Origin of the sequence: Streptomyces gottesmaniae, from assembly GCF_031845845.1 — a bacterium.
Lineage (GTDB): Bacteria > Actinomycetota > Actinomycetes > Streptomycetales > Streptomycetaceae > Streptomyces > Streptomyces akebiae.
Genome location: NZ_JAVRFJ010000008.1, coordinates 22,830 through 48,452 on the forward strand (window position 1 = coordinate 22,830; position 25,623 = coordinate 48,452).

Below are 25,623 nucleotides of genomic sequence, written 5' to 3' on the forward strand. Positions count from 1 at the left end.
GCGCCTCTCCTTCTACAATCCTGTAGATCGTGAGGCGGCCGCGATCGGGCGTGGCGGAAGGGAGACCGGGCGTGACGGACCAGCGGCGTCCCAGGCGTCGGGGCCAGGGGGAGCTGGAGGCGCTCGTCCTGTCCGCGCTGCGCGAGGGGGACGGCCCCGAGAGCGCGGGGTGGGTGCGCGAGCGCCTCGGCGGGGACCTCGCCCATACGACCGTGAGCACGATCCTCACCCGGCTGCTGGCCAAGGGCGCGGTGACCCGGGAGCGCTCCGGCCGTTCCTTCGTGTGGACGCCGGCCTCCGACCAGGCGGGTCTGGCCGCGCACCGGATGCGCAGGGTCCTCGACGGGGAGCGGGATCGCGGGGCGGTGCTGGCCAGCTTCGTCACCTCCCTGGAACCGGGCGACGAGCGGCTGCTGCGTGAGCTCCTCGGCCGGGCGAAGGGCGAAGGGGACGACTGAGGCCTGGCGCAGGAGGCGCGGTTCGCGCTGCCGTGGGGCGCGGTCGTCCCGAGGGTGTTCCCGGGCGACTCGGACGTGACGACGGTCGTCCTTCTGTACGCTGCGACGCCTCTGTGACGTTCGTGCGTGCGGGGCGTGGTGAGTCGCGCGCGGCGCTGATCCGTATATCTACATGCATGTAGAGTCCTGCGCGTTCGGTGATCACGACCGCCGGACGTCCAGGGGGTAGTCGACCGGCCGGGTGCGGCCGAGGCGGGGGAGGGCCGGTGAGTGGTACGGGCAGGCGGCGCGCGGGTGCCGGAGGCGGGGGCACGCGGCTGACACGACGGGGCCGGACGGTGAGCTGGCTCGCCGGCGGCGCGGCACTGCTCGTCCTCGGTGTCGGCGGGGTGGGGGCCTGGGTCTACAAGGACCTGGACAACAACATCACGGGCGCCGACGTCGACGGCAAGCTCGGCGGGGACCGCCCGGTCAATCTGAGCCCGGGCTCGAAGAACATCATGGTGGTCGGCTCGGACAGCCGCGACGGGGCCAACGCGAAGTACGGCAAGGACCTGACCACCATGCAGTCCGACACCCTCATGGTGCTGCACCTCCCCGCGAACCGGGAGTGGGCCACCGTGGTGTCGTTCCCGCGTGACTCCTGGGTCGAGATAGCGGCGTGCGAGAAGGGCGACGGCAGTACGTCGGGACCGCACCTGGCGAAGATCAACGAGGCGTTCGCGATCGGCGGCGCGACCGGCGAGGTCGCCGGCGCGGCCGCCTGCTCGATCAGGACGGTCGAGGCCAACACAGGTCTGCGCATCGACAACTTCATGTCCGTCGACTTCCAAGGCTTCAAGGGCATGGTCGACGCGCTGGACGGCATCGAGGTCTGCCCCGAGCAGGCCATCAAGGACGACAACGCCCTCCTGGACATGGAGGCCGGCTGCCAGACCGTCGACGGGGAGACGGCACTCGGCTACGTGCGGACCCGCTACGCCGTCGGCGACGGTTCCGACATCGGGCGCATCGGCCGGCAGCAGGAGTTCATGGAGACCCTGGCGGCCAAGGCCAAGTCCCGTCTGACCAGCCCCACCTCGCTCTACGACTTCCTGCAGTCCGCCACCAAGTCGCTGACCACGGACGAGGATCTCGACGGTATCGACCCGCTCTACGACCTCGCCTCCCAGCTCAAGGGCATCCCGAGCGACCGGCTGACCTTCCTGACCGTCCCCAACTACCCCCGTGAGGCCGACGTCCCCACCGACAGGGCCAACATCGTCTGGCAGTACCCGCAGGCCGCCGATCTGTTCACCTCCCTGGCCAACGACAAGGAGGTCGACAAGAAGACACTCCAGGCACAGGCCAAGGACGACCTGATCTACGCCTCCGACGTGCGGGTCCAGGTCCTCAACGGCACCGGCGTCTCCGGGCGGGCCGCCGCCGTCGCCGAGAAGCTGCGCGAGGCGGGGTTCACCGTCGTCGGCACGGGCAACGCGCCCGAGAACACGGACACCACCACGGTCGCCCATCCGGCCGACCTGGCCAAGCAGGCGAGGGTCCTCGCCTCACGGCTGCCCGACGCCAAGGCCACACGGTCCGCGGACGCGGCGGCGGGGGTGGTGACCCTGGTGGTGGGGTCGGATCTCGATCTGGAGGAACTGCGGTGAACGGGGCTGTGGCGGCGGGGATGTGACGACGGGGCCGCGAGGACGGGCTCGTCGTGACGGGCAGGCCGTCGCCCTCCTCGCGGCCTCGCCGCGGTCCGGTGGTGGCCGGCCGCGGCGAGGGTGAGATCGGGGGGATCAGCTACCGGTCAGGGAGACGGCCAGGTCCGTGATGTTCAGGGGGAACTTGGACTTCGCGGCGTCGTTCACGAGCGTGAGCTGCCCGGTGAAGACGTTGACGGTGTAGAGGGAGGGCGTGCTCGCGCCGTAGGCGGTGAGCGTGGCGAAGGCGGTGTTGTCCACCGTCTTGCCGCCGCTCAGGGTGCTGTAGATGTCCATGCCGGCGTTGATCTGGGCATCGATGCCGAGGTTGCCGGTCGCGGCGAGCGTGCCGTTGTTGGCCGGGGACTGGATGACGACCTGGTCGCTGGTCGTGTTGACGTCGAACAGCGTGGTCGCCGTGGATCCGTCGAGGTCGTTGTTGGTGTAGGCGGCGGCGGAGACGCCCTTGGTCGTGCCCTCGATCGGCGGGGTGGTGAGGTTCAGGTCCTGGATCGTCGTGTGGTCGTTGAGGTTGTGCCGCAGATTCTGGCCGTTGTCGCTGATCACGCGCAGCCGGTCGGCCGCCGGGTTGAAGTCGACGCCGAAGTTCGTGCCGTTCAGCGCGTACTGGAGCTGGGACACCTTGGTGACCACGACGTCCTGGCTGCCCGTCGGGATGGTGATCGTGTAGATGCCCCCCTTGTTGCCCACGCCGTACAGCACGCCGTTCTGCACCCGGAAGTCGATGCCGATCAGGGCCGTGTCGCCGCTGAGGCCGGTGACGGCTCTGACCCAGTTGAGCACGTCCGCCCGGTCGGTCCAGAACGCGGCCATCAGGGTGCCGTCACCGGTGATCCCGTAGGCGCGGAGACTGGGGGCGGCGGCGGGGGCGGCCGAGCCGGTGCCCGGCGCGCCGAGCATGAGCGCGGTCGACGTGACCATGACCGCCATCGCCGCCATGATTCTCTTTCGCGTGCCTGCTTTCATCGGAGTTTCCCTCCCGTTTGGGCGTGCGTCCATGTCCGACGCTCGGTTGAGGAATTTCCGTACGCCGGCCCGTACTGATTGCCGGAATCGCTCCGAAGCCGAGCCGGAATGATTGCGGCGTTCTTCCCCCACGGGCGGGTACGCGGCTCTCATTAAGGCCGCTTTACGACTCCTACACAAGCGGAAGCCGTGACGGAAACGACCCGATCCGGGAATTTTGCGCACGGTGACAAAAACCTGGTCGGCCCACTTGCCGCCGATTTATGCGGAGTGATGAACGCCGTCCGGATCTCGACTGTCGGCCCGTTCGACCGGAATGACATGCTCGCGTCCATGGGGAGCCTCTTCGCCGAACTGGCCCGCCAGGCGTCGACCAACGCCCGCCGGGAGGTAGAGACGTACGCACGCGAGATCGCGGAGTTCGGGTTCCTGCACAAGGACCCCCGGGCGCGGGCCGAGACATTGGACCACGCGGTCTGGATCCGGCACCGCACTGTCGAACTGTCGCCGGACAACAGCGAGTTGAGCGACGACGATCTCGAGTACATCGCGTCCATGGGGGAACTGCGGGCGGGCGCGGGCATGTCGCTCGACGCGCGGCAGCAGGTGCTGCGGGTGCACACCGCGCTCATGCTGCGCGAGATCAACGAGGCGACCGAGGCCCAACGCCGCGCCGGTGTGGACGAACTCATGCGGATGATGACCTGGTTCGCCCCGCAGGGGGAACGCGGCATCGGCGCCTACCGTCAGGGATTCGTCCGTGTGCTGCGCCGTCGAATGCCGTACGTCGAACAGGTCGCCCTGCTGGCCCGGTCATTGCTGAACGGGGACCCGATAGCGGCGGAACTCGCCGAGGCCGTCGACATGGAACTGCCGGACCGGTATGCGGTGACGGTGTTCCGACTGCCGGACCCTCCCCCCGTCGACCGCATCCTGGAAAACGAGATCGAAACACTGGTGAAGAGTCACCGGGCCCCCGTCGTATGGGGTTCGCGGGGCGGTGACGGGAGCGGTGAGCTGATCGCTCTCGTCCCCGTGCATTCCGGTGCCGCAGGGGATGAGAATGTGCCGGAGCACACCGTTTTCGACCTCCTGCCCGACCTCGCCCCGGAGCATGTGGCGGACCTCGTCCGGGATGTGGCCCGGGCCCTCGCCCGGCCCTGCGCCGTCGGCACCGCCACCGCGCCGCTGCCCGAACTGTCCGACGCGCTCGACAGAGCCCGGCGGATCAGTGACACCGCCCCGCTGCGCCGGGCCTCCGCCCGGCTGCGGCCGCACACCCTGGCGGACCTCTTCGTCGAACTCGCCGTCGCCGACGTGCCGTTCGTCGACGCCTGGTTGCGCGCACTGTCCGACCGGCTGGCCGCCGGCCCGGACCTGCTGATCACGCTCGACACGTACTACCGCCACGACATGCACCGCGGCGCCACGGCGACCGCCCTGAACGTCCACACCCGCACCCTCGACTACCGCCTGCGCCGGGCGCGGGAGCTCACCGGCATCGACCCCGGCTCGACCCGGGGGGTGCGGACACTCAGCGCGGCCGTCACCCGGCGTCTGTCGGGAGCGTGGCGCTGACCCTGTGGCGCGCGGTCCTCGCGGCGGCCGTTCACGCGTCGGCCTCCCGGAGGGGACGGCCGCCGTTCCCGCGTCGTCGCCGATGCGGCAGGCTGGGCCTGTGAGCAACAGTGACTCCCTCTTCATCAAGATCTGCGGTCTGAAGACCGAGCAGGACGTCGACACCGCCGTCGAGGCGGGCGCCGACGCCATCGGCTTCGTCTTCTCGGCCAGCCCGCGCCGAATCGACGCCGCGACCGCCGCACGGCTGAGCCGCCGCGTGCCGGAGCACGTCCTGACGGTGGGCGTCTTCCGCCAGGAGCCCCTGGAGGACGTGCGCTCCCTGGCCGCCGAGTCGGGGATCCGGGCGATCCAGCTGCACGGCCCCGACGACCGTGCCTACTACGACGAGCTGGCGACCGAGGACCGGACACTGATCCGTGCCGCCGCGTTCGGCGACTCCGTACCGCGCTGCGGCGAGTTCGGAGAGGACATGCTCCTTCTCGACGCCCCCGTCCCCGGCTCGGGCATCGCCTGGGACTGGGCGAGCAAGCCGCTGGCGGGCTCCGGGGAGAAATGGCTCCTCGCCGGCGGCCTCACCCCGGAGAACGTGCGCGACGCCGTCGCCGCCACCGATCCCTGGGGCGTCGATGTCTCCAGTGGTGTGGAGCAGCACCGAGGCGTCAAGGACCACGCTCTGATCAGGGAGTTCATCAGGGCGGCCCGCTCCGGGAGGTGACGGACGGCGGCAGCGGTGCCCCCGCGTTGCGGCTGTGCGTCACGGGGCCGGAGCTGTGAGTGGTGCCGCCCGGCGTTCCCCCGGAAGTGACCCTGGGGTAGGGTCCCAGCGTTCCGGCTACCGAATGAAGGTGGGTCGGTACGGGGAGTGTCGGAGGGGCGGCATGGTGAGGGAAACCCGGTCGGGTGAGGGTGTGTCCGTGGAGCTGGACGGTGCGGGGTTGGAGGAGATGTCTCCGGAACCGTTGCTGACCCGGGACTACGAGACGCGTCCGTCGCTGGTGTACGAGCGGCTGAGGCAGCGGCACGGCGCGGTGGCGCCGGTCGATCTGCTCGGCGTCCCCGCCTGGCTGGTGCTGGGCTACCGCGAGGCGCTCCAGGTGCTCCAGGACGACGCCGGCTGGCCCAAGGGCCTGGAGAACTGGCGGGCCAGGACCGAGGGCCGGGTCCCCGCCGACTGGCCGCTCGGCCCCTCCCTGGAGGTCAACCACGTACTCATCCAGGGCGGTCCCGGCTACCGGAGCCTGCGGACCGCGTGGGACCAGGCACTCAAGCCCTTCCAGGACCCGCGCAACCCGCAGGCCAAGCGGCTGAAGGCGGCCGTCACCGCCTACGCCGACGAGCTGATCACGCTCATGGGCCAGGCGGGCGGCACGGGGCTGGCGGACCTGTCCGCCCAGTTCTCCCGGCCCCTGCCGCTCATGGTGGCCAGCCATCTGCTGGGCTTTCCCGGCTCCCAGGGCGACGACGCCCTGATGGACATGTGGCGGGTACTGGACGCGGGTCCCGACGCGGGGCCCGCCCTGGACCGGCTGCTGGGCGCGCTGGCCGAGCTCGCCGAGCTGAAGCTGAAGACGCCGGGCGAGGACTTCCCCTCCTATCTGCTGGCCGCCCACCCGGACCTCTCGCTCGACGAGTTGGCCCGCGAACTCTTCATGCTGCTCGGCATGACCTCCGACCATGTCGGCATCCTCGTCTCCAACACGGTCGTCGAGGTCCTCTCCGGCGAGGACAGCGTGCGGGCCAGCCTCTCGGCCGGGATGGTCCGGGAGGCCATGAACCGGGTCGTCATGCGCAAGCCGCCGCTGGTCAACTTCGTGCCGAGGTTCGCCGCCGCCGACACCAGACTCGGCAACTACACGATCCGCGCGGGTGACCCGGTCTGGGTCTCCTCCGCCGCGGCGCACGCCGACCCGCTCTTCGCCGACCATGTGGCCCCCAGCACCACGGTCAGCACCCGGGCGCACCTGTCCTGGGGGGCCGGCCCGCGTCAGTGCCCGGCCCGCGAGCTGGCCTCGACGGTCGCGGCGGTCGGTGTGGGCCGGTTGTTCGAGCGGTTCGCCAACCTGGACCTCGCCCTCCCCGTCGACCAACTGCCCTGGCGTTCCTCGCCCTTCATGCGGGGCCTGCGCTCGCTGCCCGTACGGTACGAACTCGCGCCGTTCGCCGAAGGGCCGATGGCGGAGCCGACGGAGTCGGGGGATTCGGGTGCGGGCGACACGGGCGAGACGGAGACGGTGACACCGGACGTGGCCGCCCGGCAGCGCTCCTCGCTGTGGCGCTATCTCACGGGGCTGATCCGCCCCGGCCGCTGATCGACGCCGGCGCCCAACTGTCCCGCGCGGGACGGTTGGGCGCGGGCTCCCGGGTCCTCGACTCGCCGGTCAGCAGTCCGAAGCCGGGCTGCTGCGGCGACGGCTCGGCGTAGCGGCGGTCGAAGCCCTGCGCGACGGCTTCCACGCCCAGGGCGCGCATCACGGTTGCGTCGGCCGTCGGGCCGTAGGACGGCGTCTCCAGGACGGGGCGAGCCCGGGTCAGCGTGGGGAAGCAGACCCAACCGGGGGTGGCGGGGCGCGGCCTCGCCGGTCTCGGCCCTCCGTGCCGGTCGGGCTCGCCGGTTTCAGTCGGCCGTGCCTGTGAGCAGGTGGCGCGGATTGGTGATGCGGAAGGCGTACGCGGCCGCTCCGCCCAGTCCGAAGCCGGGCTGCTGGGGCGGCTCGGCGTAGGGGCGGTCCGAGCCCTGGACGACGGCTTCCACGCCCAGGGCGCGCACCACGGCTTCGACGGCCGTCGGACCGTAGGACGACGTCTCCACGAACACGCCCGGGTCCACCCCGGCGTCACGGCCGTCGCCGCGGGCGGCGAAGCGCTCCCCGTGCAGCGGGGCGAGCCCGGCCAGCAGGGCGAAGCAGACCCGCAACCGGGGGTGGCGGGGGCGGCCGAAGGCGCGGAAGGCGAACCACGCGGCGTGCATCTGCTGGACGTAGGGGACCATCGCGGGCCACCAGCCGGGCCCCTCGGCGCCGCCCGGCGCGGGGCCCGGGTGGACGAACAGGGGGAGGTCGCGCTCTTCGAGGAGGTCGAGGAGCGGGGCGCAGCGGGCATAACCTGCCGCGTCGGCAAGGGCGTTCGCCGGGAGCTGGAGACCGGCGAAGCCCCGGTCGAGGTCCGCGGCGGTCGCCCTCGCGTCGATGTCCCGTACGCAGGCCGCGGCCCAGGCGCCGAACGGTTCGGGGAGCGCCGCGGAGCCCTCGTGGTAGGCGTCGAGCAGGGGGCGCGCCTCCGCCGCGGGCAGCCACTCCACACCGATCGGGGAGGAGAGCGAGACCAGGGCCCGGCCCAGGCCGTCGCTGTCGGCGAGCTCGGTACGGCGGGCGATGTCATGATCGGCGGGCGGGAGCTCGTAGGGCGGCTCGCCGTCGAGGAACAGGGTCCAGCCGTCCAGGAACGGCGGCTCGCGGCGTGACCTGAGGGCCGCCACCAGCGAGGGGGTCCACAGATGCTGGTGCACGTCGCAGTTGGTCATGACGCTCCTCCCACCAAGGCCGGCGCTTCCCCGGTCAGGGCGCGCGGGGAACGACCACCCGGTAGCGGGCCCGCGCCGAACGGTACCTCCCCGGTGCCGTCGTCGTGGTCCCTCATGCGAGGGAGTAAATCCGTAGAAGGCAGGGATATCGGGCACCCACGGTGCGGCTTGGTGTGAACGTAACGTGCCGTTCACGGAATTCCATTGACTGTCATTCACTCACCGACGACTCTGAATGGCTATATGCAGTCGGGTAAGGGGCAGTCTTGATCAGATTCGACGCGGTGAGCAAAAAGTATCCCAACGGCACGACAGCGGTGGACGACCTGTCCCTGGAGCTGGCCGAGGGCGGCATCACGGTCCTGGTCGGTCCTTCCGGCTGCGGCAAGACCACCACCCTGCGCATGATCAACCGCATGGTGGAGCCGACCACCGGCACGGTGAGCCTGCGCGGCCGGGACATCCGGGAGGTCAACGCGCCCGAGCTGCGCCGGGGCATCGGATACGTGATCCAGCACGCGGGACTGTTCCCGCATCGCACGATCCTGGACAACATAGCCACGGTTCCGCTGCTGCTGGGCTGGGGCCGCAAGAAGGCGCGGGCCCGGGCCGCCGAACTGCTCGAACTCGTGGGTCTGCCCGCCGAGATGGCCAAGCGCTACCCCAACCAGCTCTCCGGCGGGCAGCAGCAGCGCGTCGGCGTGGCCAGGGCGCTGGGCGCCGACCCGCCGGTGCTGCTGATGGACGAGCCGTTCAGCGCCGTCGACCCGATCGTGCGTGCGGAGTTGCAGGCCGAGTTCATCCGGCTGCAGAAGGAGCTCCACAAGACGATCGTGTTCGTCACCCATGACATCGACGAGGCGATCAGGCTCGGCGACAACATCGCGGTGTTCCGCACCGGCGGCAGACTCGCCCAGTTCGACACCCCCGAGCGGCTGCTCGGCAGCCCCGCCGACGACTTCGTGGCCGACTTCGTGGGCCAGGACCGGGGCATCCGCAGGCTCTCCTTCGTCGACGCGGCCCGACTGCCGCTGCGGGACGGCCCGGTGCTGCCGTCCGGGGCTCCTGTCGCGGAGGCGCGGGCGGCGGACGCGCCCTGGGTGCTCGTCGTCGATGAAGCGCGCCGACCGCTCGGCTGGGCCGCCACCGCCGGCCTCCCGTCGACCGGCACCCTCGCCGACGCCCCCCTGACCCCCCTCGGTCACACGTTCAGCCTGGCCGGTGACTCGGCACGAGCCGCCCTCGACTCGGCCCTCCTCTCACCCGCCCGTCTCGCCGTCGCCGTCGACGCGGAGGGCGCGGTCGCCGGAGTCGTGGACGCGCACGAACTCTCGACGGCGGCGACCGCGGCCGGTTCGGACGGCTCGGCAGGTACGGCAGGTGCAGCCGGTGCGGCCGGTTCGGAGGATTCGGCCGGGGTGCCGACGCCGAAGACCCCGGCCGTCGACAACCCCGCAGCCGTCGACAAGCCCGCAGCCGTCGACAAGCCCGCAGCCGTCGACAAGTCCGCAGCCGTGGACACCCAGGGCGGTGTCGACCGATGACCGGGGACGAACCGCTCGTCCGATGGCAGTGGATCGCCGATCACACCGGCGAACTCGCCGAGTACACCGGCATCCACCTCCGACTCGGCCTGCTGCCCGTGCTGTTCGGACTGATCGTCTCCGTGCCGCTCGGCATCCTGTGCCACCGCTGGCGCTGGCTCTACCCGCCGGTGCTGACCGTGTCCAACATCCTGTACTCGATCCCGTCGCTCGCCCTGTTCATGATCTTCGTCCGGTACACGGGGCTGACCGAACAGACCGTGATGATCCCGCTGACGCTCTACACCCTGTCCGTACTCGTCCCCAACGTCGTCGACGGACTCGCCTCGGTCCCCGAACCCGTCCGGCTCGCGGCGACCGCGATGGGCTTCGGCGCCGTACGCAGGGTCGTCCAGGTGGAGCTGCCGATCGCCGTGCCCGTCGTCATCGCCGGCGTACGCGTCGCCGCGGTCTCCTCCATCAGCCTCGTCGCCGTGGGACAGCTGATCGGGCAGGGCGGCCTCGGCTACTACATCACCCGCGGCCTCCAACTCGACTTCCCCACCCCGATCGTGACCGCGATCGTCCTGATCATGCTGCTGGCGCTCGCCACCGACGCGTTGCTGGTCCTGGCGCAACGACTGCTCACCCCGTGGTCCCGGAACAAGGTGACGTCGGCATGAACGACTTCCTGAACCAGATGGAGCTCGTGGGGGACTGGCTGACCTCCTCGGCGCAGTGGCACGGCGACGAGGGCATCCCCCAGCGGCTCCTGGAGCATCTCACCTACAGCGGACTGTCGTTGCTGTTCGCCGCCGTCATCGGGCTGACCTTCGGACTGCTCGTCGGGCACACCGGCCGGGGCGCCTTCGCCGTGGCCAGCGTGGCGAACCTCGCCCGCGCGATCCCCACCTTCGGCCTGGTCGTCCTCGTCGTCACGCTCGCCGGACTCAGCACCGCGCCCGTCCTGGTCGCCCTCGTCGCGCTCGCGGTGCCGCCGATCCTGATCAACACCTTCGAGGGCGTACGGGGCGTCGACCCCGCCACACGGGACGCCGCGCGCGGCGTCGGCATGACCGCGTGGGAGGTCCTGACCCGGGTCGAGGTGCCGATGGCGCTGCCCCTGATCCTCCTGGGCCTGCGGGTCGCCGCGATCCAGGTCGTGGCCACCGCGACGGTCGCCGCGTACCCCGGCCTGGGCGGCCTGGGCCGCTACATCGTCGACGGACTCTCCCGCAACGACTACGAGTTGGTGATCGGCGGCTCCACGGTCGTGGTCGTCCTCGCGCTCGTCGTCCAGATCGTGTTCACCGCGTTGCGACGCGTCGTCGTCTCGCCGGGCCTCAGGGTCTCGGCGTCGAAGTCCTGAACCAGAGAGGAACATTCCATGCGAGGCACGTACCGAGGCGCGGCGTTCGCCCTCATCACCGCGCTGACCCTGACCGCCTGCGGCGGAGGCGGCGACAGCGACGACAACCCGCTGGCCGAAGGCGGCGACGGCAGCGGCAAGTCGATCGTCGTCGGCTCGGCGAACTTCCCCGAGAACCAGCTGCTCGCCGAGATCTACGCGCAGGCCCTGGAGGACAAGGGCCTGAAGGTGACCCGCAAGTTCGACATCGGGGCCCGCGAGGTCTACTACGACCAGGTCGTCAAGGGCGGCATCAGCGTCTTCCCCGAGTACAACGGCGCCCTGCTGTCGGTGGCGGTCGACAAGAACAGCACCGCCACCAGCACCGAGGACATCAACGCCGAACTGAAGGAGAAACTCCCCTCGTCGGTGGAGATCCTCGACTCCGCCGCCGCCGAGGACAAGGACTCGGTGACCGTCACCGCCGAGACCGCCGCCAAGTACGACCTCAAGACCCTCGCCGACCTCAAGCCCGTCGCGGGCGACCTGACGCTCGGCGCCGGGTCGGAGTTCAAGACCCGTGTGCAGGGCGGCGTGGGCCTGGAGAAGGTCTACGGCGTCAAGTTCGGCAAGTTCCAGCCGCTCGACGCGGGCGCTCAGAGCACCCTGGTGAAGCTGCTCAAGGACGACAAGGTGCAGGCCGCCAACCTGTACACCACCGACCCCGCCATCGTCGCGGACAAGCTGGTGGTCCTGGAGGACCCGAAGAACCTCTTCTCCTCGCAGAACGTCACCCCGCTCGTCTACAAGGCCGCGATGGACGACAAGGCGAAGGAGGCGCTCAACGCCGTCTCCGCCAAGCTCACCACCGAGGACCTGCTGGAGATGATGAAGAAGCTGGTCAACGACAAGGAGGACGCCGACACCGTCGCCGAGGACTGGCTGACCTCCGCCGGCATCGTCAGCTGAACCGGGCGGAGCCGACCGGCTCGGCCCCACCATGACCGTCCCGCCCCCGACCCTGCCCGGCACCACGCACCGAGCACCCCGCCGGGCAGGGGGAGGGGACGGGCACGACGACCGGCTGGAGGACCGTATGACGGACGCCGCCGTCGGCGCGGCCGCGCGGCTCGAGCGGCTCTTCGAGGGCCGTCGGCTCACCCCGACACAGCGCCGCATCGCGCACTGTCTGGTCCGGCAGGCCGCGGACGTGCCCTACCTGTCCAGCGTGGAGCTGGCCCGCGTGGCCGGGGTCAGCCAGCCGTCGGTGACCCGCTTCGCGGCCGCCCTCGGCTTCGACGGCTATCCGGCCCTGCGCGACCACCTGCGGGCCGTCGCACCCACCGGGCACGGCTTCGACGAGCGTCCCACCAACCCCTACCAACGGGCCGTACAGGCCGAGATCGACAATCTCCGGCACCTGGCGTCGCTGCTCACGGACCCCGAACCCGTCGAACGCGCCGGCCGTCTGCTCGCCGCCTCCCGGCCCCTCCCGGTGCTCGGCCTGCGCGCCTCGGCGGCACAGGCGCGCGGCTTCGCCTACTTCGCGGCGAAGGTCCACCCCGACGTACGACTTCTCGACGAGGGCGGCTCCCTGCTCGCCGACCGCCTCGACGCCGCCCGCAGCGCCGGCGCGAGCGCGCTGCTGTGCTTCGCGCTGCCCCGCCACCCGCGTGAACTCCTCGACACGCTCGCCCACGCCCGAGGCGTCGGCCTGACGGTGGTGACCGTCGCCGACGGCACCTTCGCCCCCGTGGCCGCCCACAGCGACCTGCTGCTCCCCGCCGCCGTGGGCACGGATCTGGTCTTCGACACCGCCGGCGCTCCCCAGCTGCTGGGCCAGGTCCTCCTGGAGACGATGTGCGACGCCCTCCCGGACGCCCAGGCCCGCCTGGAGGACTTCGACCTGCGGGCCGCCGCGCGCGGCCTGTTCGTCGAGTGACGGGTCCCGTCCGCGCCGACGGACGGACCCGGCACCCCGAGCGACCCGGCGGCGCGGCTCACTCGGTGGAGCGCAACGCCTTCCAGACGGCCGGCCGTACGACGCCGTCGAGCGCGAGCCCCTTGTCCTGCTGGAAGCTCTGCACCGCGGCCTCCGTGTCGGCGTCGAACTCGCCGTCCACGTCGAGACCGTAGCCGCGCTCGCTCAGCATGCACTGCGCCTGGAGGACACGGTCGCCGCTGTCCCCGAGGCGGGTGCGTCCGCTGCCGTCGTAGTACGTGCAGTCCGTGAGCCAGGACGGGGCCGAGGACTCGGTGGACGTGTCGGTCGGCTCCTGGGACGGCTCGACGGGGGCGCTGCTGCCGGGGGTGGGCGCGGACGAACCGGTGTCCGGGTCGTCGTCCGTTCCCGTGCCCGGGCCGGAGCCGGTGGCGGCCCCCTCGGGGCGCCGGGAATCGCCGTCGGCGGAGGCCCGGTCGTCCGCGCCGGACACCTCCGCGTCGCTCGATCCGCCGTCGGGGGCGGCGCCCGCGCCCTCCTGGCCCGAGGCCGCCGACACCGAGGCCTCGTCGTCGGGGAGAAGGGCGTCCGCGGACCGCGTGGTACCCCGCTGCGGCGAGGCGGTGGTGGTGGCGGGGCTCATCAGAGTGAGGACGACGACACCGGCGGTCGCCGTGCAGACGGCGGCACCGGCGACCCCGACCAGCACGCGCCTGCGGCGGAACCGGGAGCGGGGCGGTGTCGGGGGTAATGGCTGGGCCGAGGCGTCGGCGGGGGGACTCGGCGGCGGGTCGGTGGCCGGAGCCTGTCCGGCCCGTCCGGGGCCGGGCTGTTCGAGGGGGAGGCGGCGCAGGGTCTCGCAGGCCCGCTGCCGGGCGAGGATCCTCCCGCCCAGCGGTTCGGGCCAGTCGAAGGCAGCGGGCGGTCGGGCCCCCTCGGAGGCCGGTGAGTCGGACGAGGCGGCCTCGGGCCAGACGGGCTCGGACTCGGGCTCGCCGGGGCGGGGCGGCGCGGCGGCTTCGGGTTCGCCGGGGCCGGACGCGGCGGCTTCGATCAGCTGTTCCGGCGTCGGCCGCTGTCCGGGCTCCTTGGCCAGACAGGCGCCGAGCAGGGCGGCGAGCGTGGCGTCGGCCGCCGCGATCTCGGCGAGCACCTTCGGGTTGGGCTCCTCGAAGGCCACGCGGTGCATGACGTCGACGCCGGTGCCGTCACCGAACGGGGCGCTGCCGGTCGCCGCGAAGACCAGCGCGCAGGCCAGCGAGAACACGTCCGAGGCCGTGTCGCAGGCGCCCGTGCGCAGATACTCCGGCGACATGTAGGCCGGCGTGCCGACCCGGTTGCCCGTGCCGGTGATGGCGCTCGCGTCGGCGGCCTTCGCGATGCCGAAGTCGATGACGTGCGCGCCCCGCGCGGACAGCAGGACGTTGGACGGCTTCAGGTCCCGGTGCACGATCCCGGCGGCGGAGAGGTCGGCGAGGGCCTGTCCCAGTTCCGCCACCAGCCGCCGGACGGCGTCGACGGGCAGCGGACCGTCCTCGTGCACGGCCGCCGACAGATCGAGCCCCGGCAGGAACTCGGTGGCCATCCACAGCAGTTCGTCCCGGAAGCCCGTCCCGGCCAGTCGCGGCATGCGTGGGGTGCGGACACGGCCGTGGACCGAGGCCTCCCGTTCGAACCGGCGGCGGAACCGCGCGTCCTCCGCGTACTCGGGTCGGATCACCTTCACCGCGACGAGGTCGGGGCCGCCGTCGGCGGGGCGCGCCAGATAGACGCGCCCCATACCGCCGCTGCCGAGCAGCCCCTGCGGCACATACGGACCGATCCGTTCCGGATCGCTGGGACGCAGCGGCAGCGCCCCCGCCTCCCGCAGCGCCGGAGCCCTGTCCGCTGAACCCGGTGGGACCGGCCGCTGGTCTGACACAACACCCCCGAAAGAACTTTTGGCGTACGTCAGTTCGCCCCCAGAAGCTGAGGCTAGCTCAGCAAGGGCTCGCGGTCCGGGTTTCCCTCACTTCCGGCTCCCTCGATGCTCACGAGTCGGTGCGTCGCACCTCCGTCGTGCCCGAGCCGACCGGACCGGTCCGCAGCACCGTGCCCGTGAGATCGGTGAAGGACTCGACCGGTACGCGGCCCGCTCCGCCCGGCGTGATGCCCTTCACCCGGTACGCCGTCGGGTCGGCGCCCCCGATCTCGACCTCCACGACGGCACGGGAGTTCGGCGGCACGGTCACCCGCGTGGTGTGCGCGTCCTCGGAGCGCCGCACCAGGATCGAGACCGGCCCGCGCAGGGAGGGCACCGTCCCCTCGACCTCCGTCGACGACCCGGTCCTCGGCCGGATGCGGGACGTGGCCGCACCGGGCTCGCTGACCTGGACGCCGAGAACGTGCCGGGTCACCGCGTCGGCGCGAGCGCACGCCAGGCGTGCGAGAGCGTCATGTCGGACCTCAGCGCCGGGTCCCACGCCTCCGTGACGATCGTCGCCCTCAGCACGTCCAGCATGTGCAGCCACGAGTCGGTCGCCGTGGAGGTGAGCAAGGTGAGCGCGGCGTCGGAGCGGCCCAGTCGGAACAGCGCGTCGAGCAGGAACAGCGACCCGTACACGCTCACCTTCAGGCGCCGCCCGCCGCGAGGGTGTCGCCCGGCCTGGCCCGCACCTCCTCGTCCAGCGCGTCCGCGACACCGAGCGCCCACCGGGAAGGCGGTCGCGTGCTGGGCGCTGTGCGTGGTGCCGACACCGTCGAGGAAGCGCCCGCCCGCGCTGTCCAGCTGGGTGGCGCGCAGGGCGGTGGCGAGGGTGTCGGCCCGGCCGCGCAGGGCGGTCGCGTCGGCGTCCTCGCCGAGGGCGAACCCGGCGTTCCACCGCCACCGGGCTCGGCTAGAGTCCGCCTCACCTCGGCCGGACGTCCTGGCTGGGGCTGTGCGCAGGGGGTACGGCGACCATGGGGCCCGAAAGAACGGACCTGCCCGGTTACGAGATCCGGGAAATCCTGGGCCGGGGCGGATTCGCCACGGTGTACCGGGCCCGGCAGCTGGCCGTGGGCCGGGAGGTCGCGCTCAAGGTGGACAGCAGGGTGCTCTCCACACCCCGCGACCGACAACGCTTCCTGCGGGAGGTCACGGCCGCCGGGCAGCTGTCGGGACACCCCCATGTGGTCCCCGTGTACGACGCGGGGGTCCTCGCCGACAACCGCCCCTACATGGTGCTGGAGCTGTGCCCCGGTGGCTCCCTGGGCGACCGGCTGCACCGGCAGGGCGCGCTCCCGGCCAAGGAGGCGCGCGACATCGGCGTGGGCCTCGCCGACGCGGTGGCCGCCGCCCACGCCTGCGGGGTACTGCACCGCGACATCAAGCCCGGCAACGTCATGGTCAACCGGTACGGGGGCGTCGCCCTCACCGACTTCGGCCTCGCCGCCATGCCCCGGCCCGGACGCGAACTGTCCGTGACCCGGGAGGCGTTGACCCCCGCGTACGCACCGCCCGAGGCCTTCCACATGGCGGACCCCAGCCCGGCGGGCGACGTGTACTCCCTGGCCGCGACCGTCTACGCCCTGCTGTGCGGACGTCCGCCGCACCACCCGGAGGACGGCACGCAACTCAGCCTCGCCGAGCTGATCGTCCGCCACACCTGGCCCTACGCCGACCTCCCCGGACTGCCGCCCGCCTTCAACACGGCGCTCCGCCACGCCCTCGCCGCCGACCCCGCCCACCGCCTGTCCGACGCCGGCGCGTTCCGTGACGCGCTCGCCGCGGTCGACCTCGACACCGTCGACCTGGGCGGCGGCGGCTTCGGCCCGGCGCCCGCCATGCCGACGACCCCGGCGTACCGGGGCGGGCCGCCCACGACGATGCCGCCGTACGCGGTCGCACCACCCACGACGATGCCGCCGCCGTACGGCGACGCGCCGCCGTACCGGGACGCGCCGACGGGAGGGGGAGGGGCGACCGTGGTCCCCGGGCCGGGCGGATCGGGTGGGGTGGGCGGTACGACCGTCGTTCCTGGGCCCGGTGGCGACGGTGGAGACCGTGGCGACGGTGGACGCAAGGGCGCGGTACGGCGCCGGCCGGTGCTGATCGCCGCGTTCGCGGCCGTGGCCGTCTCCGTGAGCGTGTCGGTCACCGTGGTGACCTACCAGGGCGACGGCCAGCGGGAAGGCGGCACGGACGGCTCCACCTCGTCCGCCGCCGCGTCACCGTCCGCCGGGACCGCCGACGACAAGGGCGCCTCGGGGTTCGGGGCGGCGACCACCACCGAGAACTGCCCCGCGACGGAGGTCGACGGCGTGGGCGGACGATGCGTCGAGACCCCCGAGTGCTGGAGCGGGATCGTCGACATCTCCGGCATCGTCACGGTCAGCCGCGCCGACTGTCAGGCCAAGCACGTGTGGGAGACCTTCGCCATCGCCCCCCTGCCGAAGGACGGCCAGACCAACAACGCCCGCGACCTGATCAAGCACCCCGATGTGAAGGAGCTCTGCTCCCAGAAGGTCATGTCCGCGTCGATGGCCCCCGAGGGACGCCGGGTCGCCGGGGAGTGGAGCGTCGACGTCATTCCGCCGAGCGCCGCCGAGTGGGCCGACGGGCTCCGGGTCTTCCGTTGCGTCGCGGCGGCACGGACCGACGACGGCGAGAAGACGGGCAGCCAGTTCGCGGTGGGAGGCTGAGGGGGTTCGGCGTGATCCGGCGGCTCGCGTGGCACTGAGGGTCATACGGAAACCGGCAGGCCGCGCGGGCACCGCTGTCCGCGGGCGGGCAGACTGGGCGAAATGACAGATGATCGTACAGTCTGAGCTCGGGAAGTGACGGGGCTCACATGGCACTGAGTGACACGATTCCTGTGGTGTAACGGCATCATTGCCGAAACCATGGTGTCCTCATGGCAGCTCGAAGGGATCAGGGATGCTCCGCAAGGTACTGGTAGCCAACCGTGGCGAGATCGCGATCCGCGCATTCCGCGCCGGCTACGAAGTGGGTGCGCGGACGGTCGCCGTCTTCCCCCACGAGGACCGCAACTCGCTGCACCGGCTCAAGGCCGACGAGGCCTACGAGATCGGCGAACCGGGGCACCCCGTGCGGGCGTACCTCTCCGTCGAGGAGATCATGCGCGCCGCCCGGCTGGCGGGCGCCGACGCCGTCTACCCGGGCTACGGGTTCCTGTCCGAGAACCCCGAGCTGGCCCGCGCGTGCGAGGAGGCCGGCATCACCTTCGTCGGTCCCAGCGCCCACATCCTGGAGCTGACGGGCAACAAGGCGCGCGCGGTCGCCGCCGCCCGCGCCGCCGGCGTACCGGTCCTCGGCTCCTCCGAGCCCTCCACCGACGTGGACGAACTGGTCCGCGCCGCGGACGAGATCGGCTTCCCCGTCTTCGTCAAGGCCGTCGCGGGCGGCGGCGGTCGCGGAATGCGCCGCGTCGAGGATCCGGCGGCGCTGCGCGAGTCCATCGAGGCCGCGTCGCGCGAGGCGGCCTCCGCCTTCGGCGACCCGACCGTCTTCCTGGAGAAGGCCGTCGTCGAGCCCCGCCACATCGAGGTGCAGATCCTCGCCGACGGCCACGGCGACGTCATCCACCTCTTCGAACGCGACTGTTCGGTGCAGCGCCGCCACCAGAAGGTCATCGAGCTGGCCCCGGCCCCGAACCTCGACCCGGCCCTGCGGGACCGGATCTGCGCCGACGCCGTACGCTTCGCCCGCGAGATCGGCTACCGCAACGCGGGCACCGTCGAGTTCCTCCTCGACCGCGACGGCAACCACGTCTTCATCGAGATGAACCCCCGTATCCAGGTCGAGCACACGGTCACCGAGGAGGTCACCGACGTCGACCTCGTGCAGTCCCAGCTGCGGATCGCCGCCGGGGCCACCCTCGCCGACCTCGGGCTCTCCCAGGAGACCGTCACGCTGCGCGGCGCGGCCCTCCAGTGCCGTATCACCACCGAGGACCCCGCCAACGGCTTCCGCCCGGACACCGGCCGCATCAGCGCCTACCGTTCGCCCGGCGGCTCCGGCATCCGCCTCGACGGCGGCACCACCCACGCCGGTACGGAGATCAGCGCCCACTTCGACTCCATGCTGGTCAAACTGACCTGCCGGGGCCGCGACTTCACCACCGCCGTCAACCGGGCCCGCCGCGCGGTCGCCGAGTTCCGCATCCGCGGCGTGGCCACGAACATCCCGTTCCTCCAGGCGGTCCTCGACGACCCCGACTTCCAGTCCGGCAACGTCACCACCTCCTTCATCGAGCAGCGCCCGCACCTGCTCACCTCCCGGCACTCCGCCGACCGCGGCACCAAGCTGCTCACCTATCTGGCCGACGTGACGGTCAACAAGCCCCACGGCCCGCGCCCCGACCTGATCGACCCGTCCACCAAGCTGCCGCGGCCCACCACGAGCGAACCCCCGGCCGGCTCCAAGCAGAAGCTCGTCGAGCTCGGTCCCGAGGGCTTCGCCCGCTGGCTGCGCGAGTCACCCACCATCGGCGTCACCGACACCACCTTCCGCGACGCCCACCAGTCGCTGCTCGCCACCCGGGTCCGCACCAAGGACATGCTCGCCGTGGCCCCCGTGGTGGCCAGGACGCTCCCGCAGCTGCTCTCCCTGGAGTGCTGGGGCGGCGCCACCTACGACGTCGCCCTCCGCTTCCTCGCCGAGGACCCCTGGGAGCGGCTGGCCGCCTTCCGCGCCGCCGCGCCCAACATCTGCCTCCAGATGCTGCTGCGCGGCCGCAACACCGTCGGGTACACGCCGTACCCGACGGAGGTGACCGACGCCTTCGTCCAGGAGGCCACCGAGACCGGTATCGACATCTTCCGGATCTTCGACGCGCTCAACGACGTGGGCCAGATGCGACCCGCCATCGACGCCGTACGCGCCACCGGCACGGCCGTCGCCGAGGTCGCCCTCTGCTACACCTCCGACCTCTCCGACCCCGCCGAGCAGCTCTACACGCTCGACTACTACCTCCGGCTCGCCGAACAGATCGTCGAGGCCGGCGCCCACGTCCTCGCCGTCAAGGACATGGCGGGACTGCTGCGCGCCCCCGCGGCCACGAAACTGGTCTCCGCCCTGCGCCGCGAGTTCGACCTGCCGGTGCACATCCACACCCACGACACGGCGGGCGGTCAGCTCGCCACCTACCTCGCCGCGATCCAGGCCGGCGCCGACGCCGTCGACGGGGCCGTGGCCTCCATGGCGGGCACCACCTCGCAGCCGTCGCTGTCGGCGATCGTCGCCGCGACCGACTACTCCGACCGGCCCACCGGCCTCGACCTGCGGGCCGTCGGCGACCTGGAGCCCTACTGGGAGAGCGTCCGCCGCGTCTACGCCCCCTTCGAAGCGGGCCTCGCCTCCCCGACCGGCCGCGTCTACGACCACGAGATCCCCGGCGGCCAGCTCTCCAACCTGCGCACCCAGGCCGTCGCGCTCGGCCTCGGCGACCGCTTCGAGGACATCGAGGCGATGTACACCGCCGCCGACCGCATCCTCGGCCACCTGGTGAAGGTCACGCCCTCCTCCAAGGTGGTCGGCGACCTGGCGCTGCACCTCGTCGGCGCCGGAGTGGCACCCGCGGACTTCGAGGCCACGCCCGACCGGTTCGACATCCCGGACTCCGTCATCGGCTTCCTGCGCGGGGAGCTGGGCACCCCGCCCGGCGGCTGGCCCGAGCCGTTCCGCAGCAAGGCCCTCCAGGGCCGCGCCGACGCCAAGCCCGTCCAGGAGCTGAACGCCGAGGACCGCGCCGGACTGGAGAAGGACCGCCGCGCCACCCTCAACCGGCTGCTCTTCCCCGGCCCGACGCGCGAGTTCGAGACCCACCGCCAGACCTACGGCGACACCAGCGTCCTCGACAGCAAGGACTTCTTCTACGGCCTCGGCCCCGGCAAGGAGTACGCCGTCGACCTGGAGCCCGGTGTGCGGCTCCTCATCGGTCTGGAGGCCGTCGGCGAGGCGGACGAACGCGGTATGCGCACGGTGATGTCGACGCTGAACGGCCAGTTGCGGCCGATCCAGATCCGCGACAAGGCCGCCTCCACCGACATCCCCGTCACGGAGAAGGCCGACCGCTCCAACCCGGGCCACGTCGCCGCCCCGTTCGCCGGTGTGGTCACGCTCGCGGTCGCCGAGGGCGACGAGGTCGCGGCCGGTGCCACGGTCGCCACCATCGAGGCCATGAAGATGGAGGCCACGATCACGGTGCCGAAGGCCGGCCGGGTCTCCCGTCTCGCCATCAACAAGATCCAGCAGGTGGAGGGCGGCGACCTCCTCGTCGAGATCGTCTGACACGCGCACGAGGACCGTCCGACACCGGACGAGGCACGAGGATGCTCCGACACCGGACGAGGCCGAGGCGCCCACGCCATGGGTACGGCGGGACGCCTCGGCTGTTCGTCGGCACCTGAAGTCGGCGAGCGTCGGCCATGCCTCCCCGTGTGCTCGGCCGGATCAGGCGCGGGGGAAGAACTCCAGCACCGCCGTGCCGCCTTCGAGGGACTTCACGCGGAAGCCGAGGCCGTTGAGGCCGCCGGTGCCACCCTCGCCGACCGAGGAGCTGAGGCGGGTGCCCGCCCCCGAGGACCGGACCACGACGGTGTCCTCGGTGACCTTGGTGACGCGGAGGTCGCCGACGCCGAACCGGCTGTCGACCTCGATGGACAGCGGCTCGGACACGGTGAGTTCGCACCGGCCGTCGAAGCATGCCTCGGTGCCGGTGCCGGTGCCGGTGCCGGTGCCGGTGCCGTCGGCCGTGCCTCGTCCATCGTCGCGGTCGCGGTCGCGGTCGACGCTGGGAGCGCCGGTGGGGTCGGGGGTGTCGCCCCTGTCTCCGTCTCCGCTCTCGGCCTCGGGGGCGGTCGCGGAGGCCGGTGTCGTCGTCGGCTGCTGTTTCGCTTCCGACGGTGACGTGTCCCTGCCCTCGGAGCCGCCGTCCCGAACGCCGTCCCCGCCGCAGCCGGTGAGCGCCCATGCCAGGGACGCCACCACCGCGACGCCGAACCGGCCCCTGCCCGTGCCCATACGTCAGCCTTTCAACTCGTCTGCCCGCACGCCCTGTTGATTCCTATTCGTGGGACACGTCCCTTTATACGGGTGCGCGGGCCCGGGCGGGGCCGCGATGGCCCGAGGGGTGACCCGTGGGGACGATCCGTTGACGCCGGACCTCACCCTTGGGGGACGGCGGCCGGGCCACCGTGGCGAGGAGCGAGGCCGTGAAGGCGTGTCGCGGGGCGGTGAGGGGCCGCCGGGCGGGGCCCTGCTCGACGATCTCCCCCGCGTCCATGACGGCGATGCGATGGGCGACGGAGGCGGTCTCCAGGTCGTGGGTGATCAGAACCAGCGCCGGTGCGGCCGGGGCTGGTCCGGCGTCCTCGCCGACGCCGAGCAGACCCGCGAGGACGTCGAGGAATGCCGCGCCGGCCGACGTGTCCAGGCCCGAGGTGATCTCGTCGCAGATCAGGACGCGGGGGTGGGTGAGGAGCGCGCGTGCCGGGGCGGCGCGCTGGAGTTCGCCGCCCGACAACTGGGCGGGGAGCCGGTGCGCCAGTTCCGGCAGGGAGGCCCAGGCGGGTCAGGGTCGCCAGCGCCTCGGTCTCGGCGGTCCCGGCATCGACTCCGCGCAGCCGGGCCGACGTGCGGGCGATCTGCCGCAGGACCGGGCGGTGCTCGTCGAACGCGGAGCGTGCGTCCTGGAAGGCGTACTGCACGGCCGCCAACTCCGCCCGGGTGCGGTCGCGCAGGCTGCGGGGCAGCGGCGTGCCGTCGAGAAGGACCTCGCCGTCGTGGTCGCGGTGAAGTCCCGCGAGGCAGCGGGCCGGAGTGGTCTTGCCGCTCCCCGAGCGGCCGACGACAGCCAGCAACCGCCCCGCCCGCAAATCCGCGGCGTCCGGGGTCACCCCGACGCCGAGGAAGGCCGCCGTGGCGACCAGGTACAGCACCCCGGTCAGCCGGGTGCCGGCATCGGCGCCGAGGGTGCGCGCCCGGCTTGGCATGCGCACCTTATAGATAATCGTTTTCATTGCCGTGAGGGGATCGTGAAGGAGACCGAGACGGGACGCAGGCCGGTCCGCGGCCTAACCGATCTGGACCACGCGGGCCCAGTCGGGCGGTGAGTCCGGTACGTAGTCGGGGTCGTCCTCGTCCCACGTGGTGCGTGGGTGGTGCCGGGGAAACAGGCCGACCACCGTCCGGCACGGTGGCCGGGAGCTGGGCCAGGGCGTCTGGCCGTCGGTGAGGACCACGACGACATCGGGCTTGGGGTGGCTGCGGAGCGCCTTGGCGAACCCCGCGCGCAGGTTCGTCCCGCCACCGCCCAGCAGCGGGATGCCCTCGGCCCGGCACAACGGGTGGGCGATCCGGGCCGCCGCGTCGCACGGGACGACGGTGACGAGGTCGCGGCGGCCTCCCACGGCCCGGGAGATCGCCGCGACCTCCAGCAGCGCGCTGCCCAGCTCCGCGTCACTGACCGACCCCGAGGTGTCGATGATCACGGAGACATGGGGCGGCCGGCGTCGCAGGCTCGGCAGCACCGTGCCCGGCACACCGGCGGAGCGCCGCGACGGCCGGCCGTAGCTGTAGTCCTCACCGGTGCCGGGGGCGGAGGCGGCAGACCGGACCGCCGCACCCAGCAACGCCCGCCACGGCTGCGGTGGATGGAACGCCTCCTCCGCCCAGCGCCGCCAGCCCTCGGGCGCGGAACCCGGACGGCCGGTGATGCCCTGGGCCACCCGGAACCGGACCGCGTCCCGTTCCTGCTCGCTCAGCCCGTGTGCCCCGTCCGGGCCCAGCTCCCACTCCCGCTCCAGACCGTCGGCGCCGCTGCCGCAGTCCAGCCACGCCAACTCCATGGTGCGGGGGCCCAGTTGGAACTGCCGCAGATAGTCCTCCATCAACTGCCCGGTGGGCAGCCTGAGGAACGCCGGCTCCACGGCCCCCTCGGGCTTGACCAGGCCGTCGCCGAACACGTCGTCGTTGATCTCGCAGTCGGCGGCGATGTTCATCCTCAGCCGCTCCCCGGGGCCGGTCAGTTCCCGTTCCCTGGCGACCCGGTCGCTGCGCCCGTGATGGTCCCGCAGCAGATGCGAAACCTCATGGACCCACACCCCGGCCAGCTCCTCGACCGGCGTACGGTCCACGAAGCTCGGGGAGACGTAGCACCGCCAGTGCCGGTCCACGGCCATCGTGGGCACCCGCGGGGACTCGACCGTGTGCAGCGCGAACAACGCCGTCGCCAGATACGGCCGGGCCCGCGCCGCCTGGAGCCGGGCGGTGAAGAGCTTGTCGAGGTCGAGGGCGCTGTCGGTGTCCGTGCTCATCGGCCGACCTTCGTCGCCGTCTTGGCGCGGGCCGCCGCCTCGTCCGCCCGTCGGGAGAGCATGACGACTCCGGCGAGGTTCTCGATCGCCGCCGGAACGTCCCAGTCGTCGCGGCGCAGCGAGGCCAGGGTGGTGGCGGGGACGACCACCAGATCCGGCGCCCCCGTCTCCAACGCCCGGACCAGCAGCGCCCATGCCGCGTCCCAGCGGGCCCTGTCCGGCCGCGACCGGACCGCCGCCACCACCCCGTCGAGCACCGCCTGCCGCAGATCCCCCCGTTGGGGCAGTTCCTCCGCCATGGGGTCGGCGAGCAGCACCTCCGGATCGGGCAGGTCCAGCCGGTCCAGGCCGGCCAGCAGCTCCAGCCCGGGGCCGTCGCCCACGGTTCCCCTGACCAGGAGGGACAGCACGTCGCGCGAGACACCGGAGGCGGTCGCGAAGGCGATCAGACGCAGCGTCATCTCCCAGCTCCGCGGCGACGGCCAGGGCCCGCCGCGTCGGCTCTCGCTGTTGGGCAGTTGATGCACGAGCTTGGGGCGTGCCGCCAGCAGCGTGCACACCGCGCGCCGGGCGAAGTCCACCGCCTCCGCCAGCCGCTCGGATGCCAGCCGCGGCAGGGTGGCCCGGGGCCAGGTTCCCCCGAGCCCGCGTACGACGACCTCGTGGTCGTGCGTCCACTGCAGGTGCACGAACCGGTTGGCCAGCGGCGGGCTCAGCTCCCAGCCGTCGGCCGCCGAGGACCTGGGGTTGGCGGCGGCCACGATCCGTACGTCGGGCGGCAGTTGGAGCGCGCCGATCCTGCGCTCCAGCACCAGCCGCAGCAGCGCGGCCTGGACGGCGGGCGGCGCCGTCGACAGCTCGTCCAGGAACAGCAGCCCCCGGCCGGCCCGTACGAGCCGCACCGCCCAGTCCGGCGGAGCCATCGGGACACCCTGCTCGGCCGGGTCGTCTCCCACGATCGGCAGGCCCGAGAAGTCGGACGGCTCGTGCACGCTGGCGATCACGGTCGTCAGCGGGAGATCCAGGGAAGCCGCGAGCTGTGTCAGCGCCGCGGTCTTGCCGATGCCCGGCTCGCCCCACAGCAGTACGGGCAGATCCGCGGCGACGGCCAGGGTCAGTGCCTCCAGCTGGATGTCGGGGCGCGGTTCGGTGGTCGTGGTGCGCAGCATGGTCAACAGGTCTGCGGCGACGTCGAGTTGGGAGAGCGGTTCGGTGTCGGAGGGCATGGCGAACGGGGTGCGTGTGGGCATGTGTGATCACCTTGGGTGTAGTGGG

General features: G+C 72.3%; 21 protein-coding genes and 1 pseudogene. 12 read left to right on the forward strand and 10 right to left on the reverse strand.

Annotated features, from left to right (window positions below):
• Nucleotides 1-71 precede the first annotated feature (71 nt).
• On the forward strand, nt 72-458 hold the full coding sequence (locus RM704_RS11390; RefSeq protein WP_033527804.1) for a BlaI/MecI/CopY family transcriptional regulator: 387 nt from the start codon (nt 72-74) through the stop codon (nt 456-458).
• A 266-nt stretch (nt 459-724) separates the two neighbouring features.
• Entirely contained in the window at nt 725-2,110 is a 1,386-nt protein-coding gene (locus RM704_RS11395) for an LCP family protein (RefSeq protein ID WP_192829672.1), read from the forward strand.
• A gap of 135 nt (nt 2,111-2,245) precedes the next feature.
• Here the strand turns inward: RM704_RS11395 and RM704_RS11400 are convergent, their stop codons facing one another.
• Complete coding sequence (locus tag RM704_RS11400; protein ID WP_033527802.1) at nt 2,246-3,109, reverse strand: DUF4394 domain-containing protein; 864 nt, start codon at nt 3,107-3,109, stop codon at nt 2,246-2,248.
• A gap of 360 nt (nt 3,110-3,469) precedes the next feature.
• Between RM704_RS11400 and RM704_RS11405 the strand changes: the two genes are divergently transcribed.
• The 3 genes from RM704_RS11405 (at nt 3,470) to RM704_RS11415 (ending at nt 7,026) form a co-directional block, all read left to right on the forward strand.
• Nucleotides 3,470-4,714: a PucR family transcriptional regulator gene (locus tag RM704_RS11405; RefSeq protein ID WP_192829671.1), complete on the forward strand. Its 1,245-nt coding sequence runs from the start codon at nt 3,470-3,472 to the stop codon at nt 4,712-4,714.
• Nucleotides 4,715-4,796: 82 nt separating this feature from the next.
• The gene (locus RM704_RS11410) at nt 4,797-5,432 is read left to right on the forward strand and encodes a phosphoribosylanthranilate isomerase (protein WP_052146076.1); all 636 of its coding nucleotides are present in this window, start codon (nt 4,797-4,799) and stop codon (nt 5,430-5,432) included.
• Between the two features lie 163 nt (nt 5,433-5,595).
• Entirely contained in the window at nt 5,596-7,026 is a 1,431-nt protein-coding gene (locus RM704_RS11415; RefSeq protein WP_033527799.1) for a cytochrome P450, read from the forward strand.
• On the opposite strand, the gene RM704_RS11420 is transcribed toward RM704_RS11415, so the two are convergent.
• Both RM704_RS11420 and RM704_RS11425 read right to left on the reverse strand, forming a co-directional pair.
• Entirely contained in the window at nt 6,998-7,186 is a 189-nt protein-coding gene (locus RM704_RS11420) for a hypothetical protein (protein WP_192829670.1), read from the reverse strand. The genes RM704_RS11415 and RM704_RS11420 overlap by 29 nt on opposite strands.
• A gap of 145 nt (nt 7,187-7,331) precedes the next feature.
• Nucleotides 7,332-8,237, reverse strand: coding sequence for an amidohydrolase family protein (locus RM704_RS11425; RefSeq protein ID WP_033532708.1), 906 nt, complete (start codon nt 8,235-8,237; stop codon nt 7,332-7,334).
• 266 nt (nt 8,238-8,503) lie between these two features.
• Between RM704_RS11425 and RM704_RS11430 the strand changes: the two genes are divergently transcribed.
• The 5 genes from RM704_RS11430 to RM704_RS11450 all read left to right on the forward strand — a co-directional run bounded on the left by RM704_RS11430 (nt 8,504) and on the right by RM704_RS11450 (nt 13,050).
• A complete protein-coding gene (locus RM704_RS11430; RefSeq protein ID WP_033532707.1) occupies nt 8,504-9,781 on the forward strand; it encodes an ABC transporter ATP-binding protein in 1,278 nt (425 codons plus the stop codon).
• A complete protein-coding gene (locus RM704_RS11435; protein ID WP_033532706.1) occupies nt 9,778-10,443 on the forward strand; it encodes an ABC transporter permease in 666 nt (221 codons plus the stop codon). The genes RM704_RS11430 and RM704_RS11435 overlap by 4 nt, the downstream gene beginning before the upstream one ends.
• Nucleotides 10,440-11,129 carry an ABC transporter permease gene (locus tag RM704_RS11440; protein ID WP_033532705.1) on the forward strand — a complete coding sequence of 230 codons (690 nt, stop codon included), beginning with the start codon at nt 10,440-10,442 and terminating at the stop codon, nt 11,127-11,129. The genes RM704_RS11435 and RM704_RS11440 overlap by 4 nt, the downstream gene beginning before the upstream one ends.
• A gap of 18 nt (nt 11,130-11,147) precedes the next feature.
• On the forward strand, nt 11,148-12,077 hold the full coding sequence (locus RM704_RS11445) for an ABC transporter substrate-binding protein (protein WP_033532704.1): 930 nt from the start codon (nt 11,148-11,150) through the stop codon (nt 12,075-12,077).
• Nucleotides 12,078-12,204: 127 nt separating this feature from the next.
• Entirely contained in the window at nt 12,205-13,050 is an 846-nt protein-coding gene (locus RM704_RS11450) for a MurR/RpiR family transcriptional regulator (protein WP_033532703.1), read from the forward strand.
• A gap of 58 nt (nt 13,051-13,108) precedes the next feature.
• Here the strand turns inward: RM704_RS11450 and RM704_RS11455 are convergent, their stop codons facing one another.
• The 3 genes from RM704_RS11455 to RM704_RS11465 all read right to left on the reverse strand — a co-directional run bounded on the left by RM704_RS11455 (nt 13,109) and on the right by RM704_RS11465 (nt 16,054).
• Nucleotides 13,109-14,971: a protein kinase domain-containing protein gene (locus RM704_RS11455; protein ID WP_033532702.1), complete on the reverse strand. Its 1,863-nt coding sequence runs from the start codon at nt 14,969-14,971 to the stop codon at nt 13,109-13,111.
• Nucleotides 14,972-15,080: 109 nt separating this feature from the next.
• Nucleotides 15,081-15,446: an alpha-L-rhamnosidase C-terminal domain-containing protein gene (locus RM704_RS11460; RefSeq protein WP_033532701.1), complete on the reverse strand. Its 366-nt coding sequence runs from the start codon at nt 15,444-15,446 to the stop codon at nt 15,081-15,083.
• On the reverse strand, nt 15,443-16,054 hold the full coding sequence (locus tag RM704_RS11465; protein WP_107072484.1) for an alpha-L-rhamnosidase-related protein: 612 nt from the start codon (nt 16,052-16,054) through the stop codon (nt 15,443-15,445). The genes RM704_RS11460 and RM704_RS11465 overlap by 4 nt, the downstream gene beginning before the upstream one ends.
• On the opposite strand from RM704_RS11465, the gene RM704_RS11470 reads away from it, so the two are divergent.
• Together RM704_RS11470 and RM704_RS11475 are read left to right on the forward strand one after the other, a co-directional pair.
• On the forward strand, nt 15,991-17,712 hold the full coding sequence (locus RM704_RS11470) for a serine/threonine-protein kinase (protein ID WP_033532699.1): 1,722 nt from the start codon (nt 15,991-15,993) through the stop codon (nt 17,710-17,712). The genes RM704_RS11465 and RM704_RS11470 overlap by 64 nt on opposite strands.
• Before the next feature lie 235 nt (nt 17,713-17,947).
• Nucleotides 17,948-21,322, forward strand: a complete 3,375-nt coding sequence (locus RM704_RS11475) for a pyruvate carboxylase (RefSeq protein ID WP_033532698.1) — start codon at nt 17,948-17,950, stop codon at nt 21,320-21,322.
• Nucleotides 21,323-21,484: 162 nt separating this feature from the next.
• Here the strand turns inward: RM704_RS11475 and RM704_RS11480 are convergent, their stop codons facing one another.
• The 4 genes and pseudogenes from RM704_RS11480 to RM704_RS11495 all read right to left on the reverse strand — a co-directional run bounded on the left by RM704_RS11480 (nt 21,485) and on the right by RM704_RS11495 (nt 25,598).
• On the reverse strand, nt 21,485-22,054 hold the full coding sequence (locus RM704_RS11480; RefSeq protein WP_052146621.1) for a hypothetical protein: 570 nt from the start codon (nt 22,052-22,054) through the stop codon (nt 21,485-21,487).
• Between the two features lie 163 nt (nt 22,055-22,217).
• Nucleotides 22,218-22,911: pseudogene (locus RM704_RS11485) on the reverse strand (ATP-binding cassette domain-containing protein); the annotation flags it as partial.
• Between the two features lie 195 nt (nt 22,912-23,106).
• Nucleotides 23,107-24,348 (reverse strand): vWA domain-containing protein, encoded by a 1,242-nt coding sequence (locus RM704_RS11490; RefSeq protein WP_033532697.1) that lies wholly within the window; start codon nt 24,346-24,348, stop codon nt 23,107-23,109.
• Nucleotides 24,345-25,598 (reverse strand): AAA family ATPase, encoded by a 1,254-nt coding sequence (locus RM704_RS11495; protein ID WP_033532696.1) that lies wholly within the window; start codon nt 25,596-25,598, stop codon nt 24,345-24,347. The genes RM704_RS11490 and RM704_RS11495 overlap by 4 nt, the downstream gene beginning before the upstream one ends.
• Between the last annotated feature and the right edge of the window lie 25 nt (nt 25,599-25,623).

Coding starts and splice junctions, on each gene's coding strand:
- RM704_RS11400 (WP_033527802.1), bottom strand. CDS start 3,109: ATGGCGGCGATGGCGGTCATGGTCACGTCGACCGCGCTCATGCTCGGC.
- RM704_RS11405 (WP_192829671.1), top strand. CDS start 3,470: ATGGGGAGCCTCTTCGCCGAACTGGCCCGCCAGGCGTCGACCAACGCC.
- RM704_RS11410 (WP_052146076.1), top strand. CDS start 4,797: ATGCGGCAGGCTGGGCCTGTGAGCAACAGTGACTCCCTCTTCATCAAG.
- RM704_RS11415 (WP_033527799.1), top strand. CDS start 5,596: ATGGTGAGGGAAACCCGGTCGGGTGAGGGTGTGTCCGTGGAGCTGGAC.
- RM704_RS11420 (WP_192829670.1), bottom strand. CDS start 7,186: ATGCGCGCCCTGGGCGTGGAAGCCGTCGCGCAGGGCTTCGACCGCCGC.
- RM704_RS11425 (WP_033532708.1), bottom strand. CDS start 8,237: ATGACCAACTGCGACGTGCACCAGCATCTGTGGACCCCCTCGCTGGTG.
- RM704_RS11435 (WP_033532706.1), top strand. CDS start 9,778: ATGACCGGGGACGAACCGCTCGTCCGATGGCAGTGGATCGCCGATCAC.
- RM704_RS11440 (WP_033532705.1), top strand. CDS start 10,440: ATGAACGACTTCCTGAACCAGATGGAGCTCGTGGGGGACTGGCTGACC.
- RM704_RS11445 (WP_033532704.1), top strand. CDS start 11,148: ATGCGAGGCACGTACCGAGGCGCGGCGTTCGCCCTCATCACCGCGCTG.
- RM704_RS11450 (WP_033532703.1), top strand. CDS start 12,205: ATGACGGACGCCGCCGTCGGCGCGGCCGCGCGGCTCGAGCGGCTCTTC.
- RM704_RS11470 (WP_033532699.1), top strand. CDS start 15,991: ATGGGGCCCGAAAGAACGGACCTGCCCGGTTACGAGATCCGGGAAATC.
- RM704_RS11475 (WP_033532698.1), top strand. CDS start 17,948: ATGCTCCGCAAGGTACTGGTAGCCAACCGTGGCGAGATCGCGATCCGC.
- RM704_RS11480 (WP_052146621.1), bottom strand. CDS start 22,054: ATGGGCACGGGCAGGGGCCGGTTCGGCGTCGCGGTGGTGGCGTCCCTG.
- RM704_RS11490 (WP_033532697.1), bottom strand. CDS start 24,348: ATGAGCACGGACACCGACAGCGCCCTCGACCTCGACAAGCTCTTCACC.
- RM704_RS11495 (WP_033532696.1), bottom strand. CDS start 25,598: ATGCCCACACGCACCCCGTTCGCCATGCCCTCCGACACCGAACCGCTC.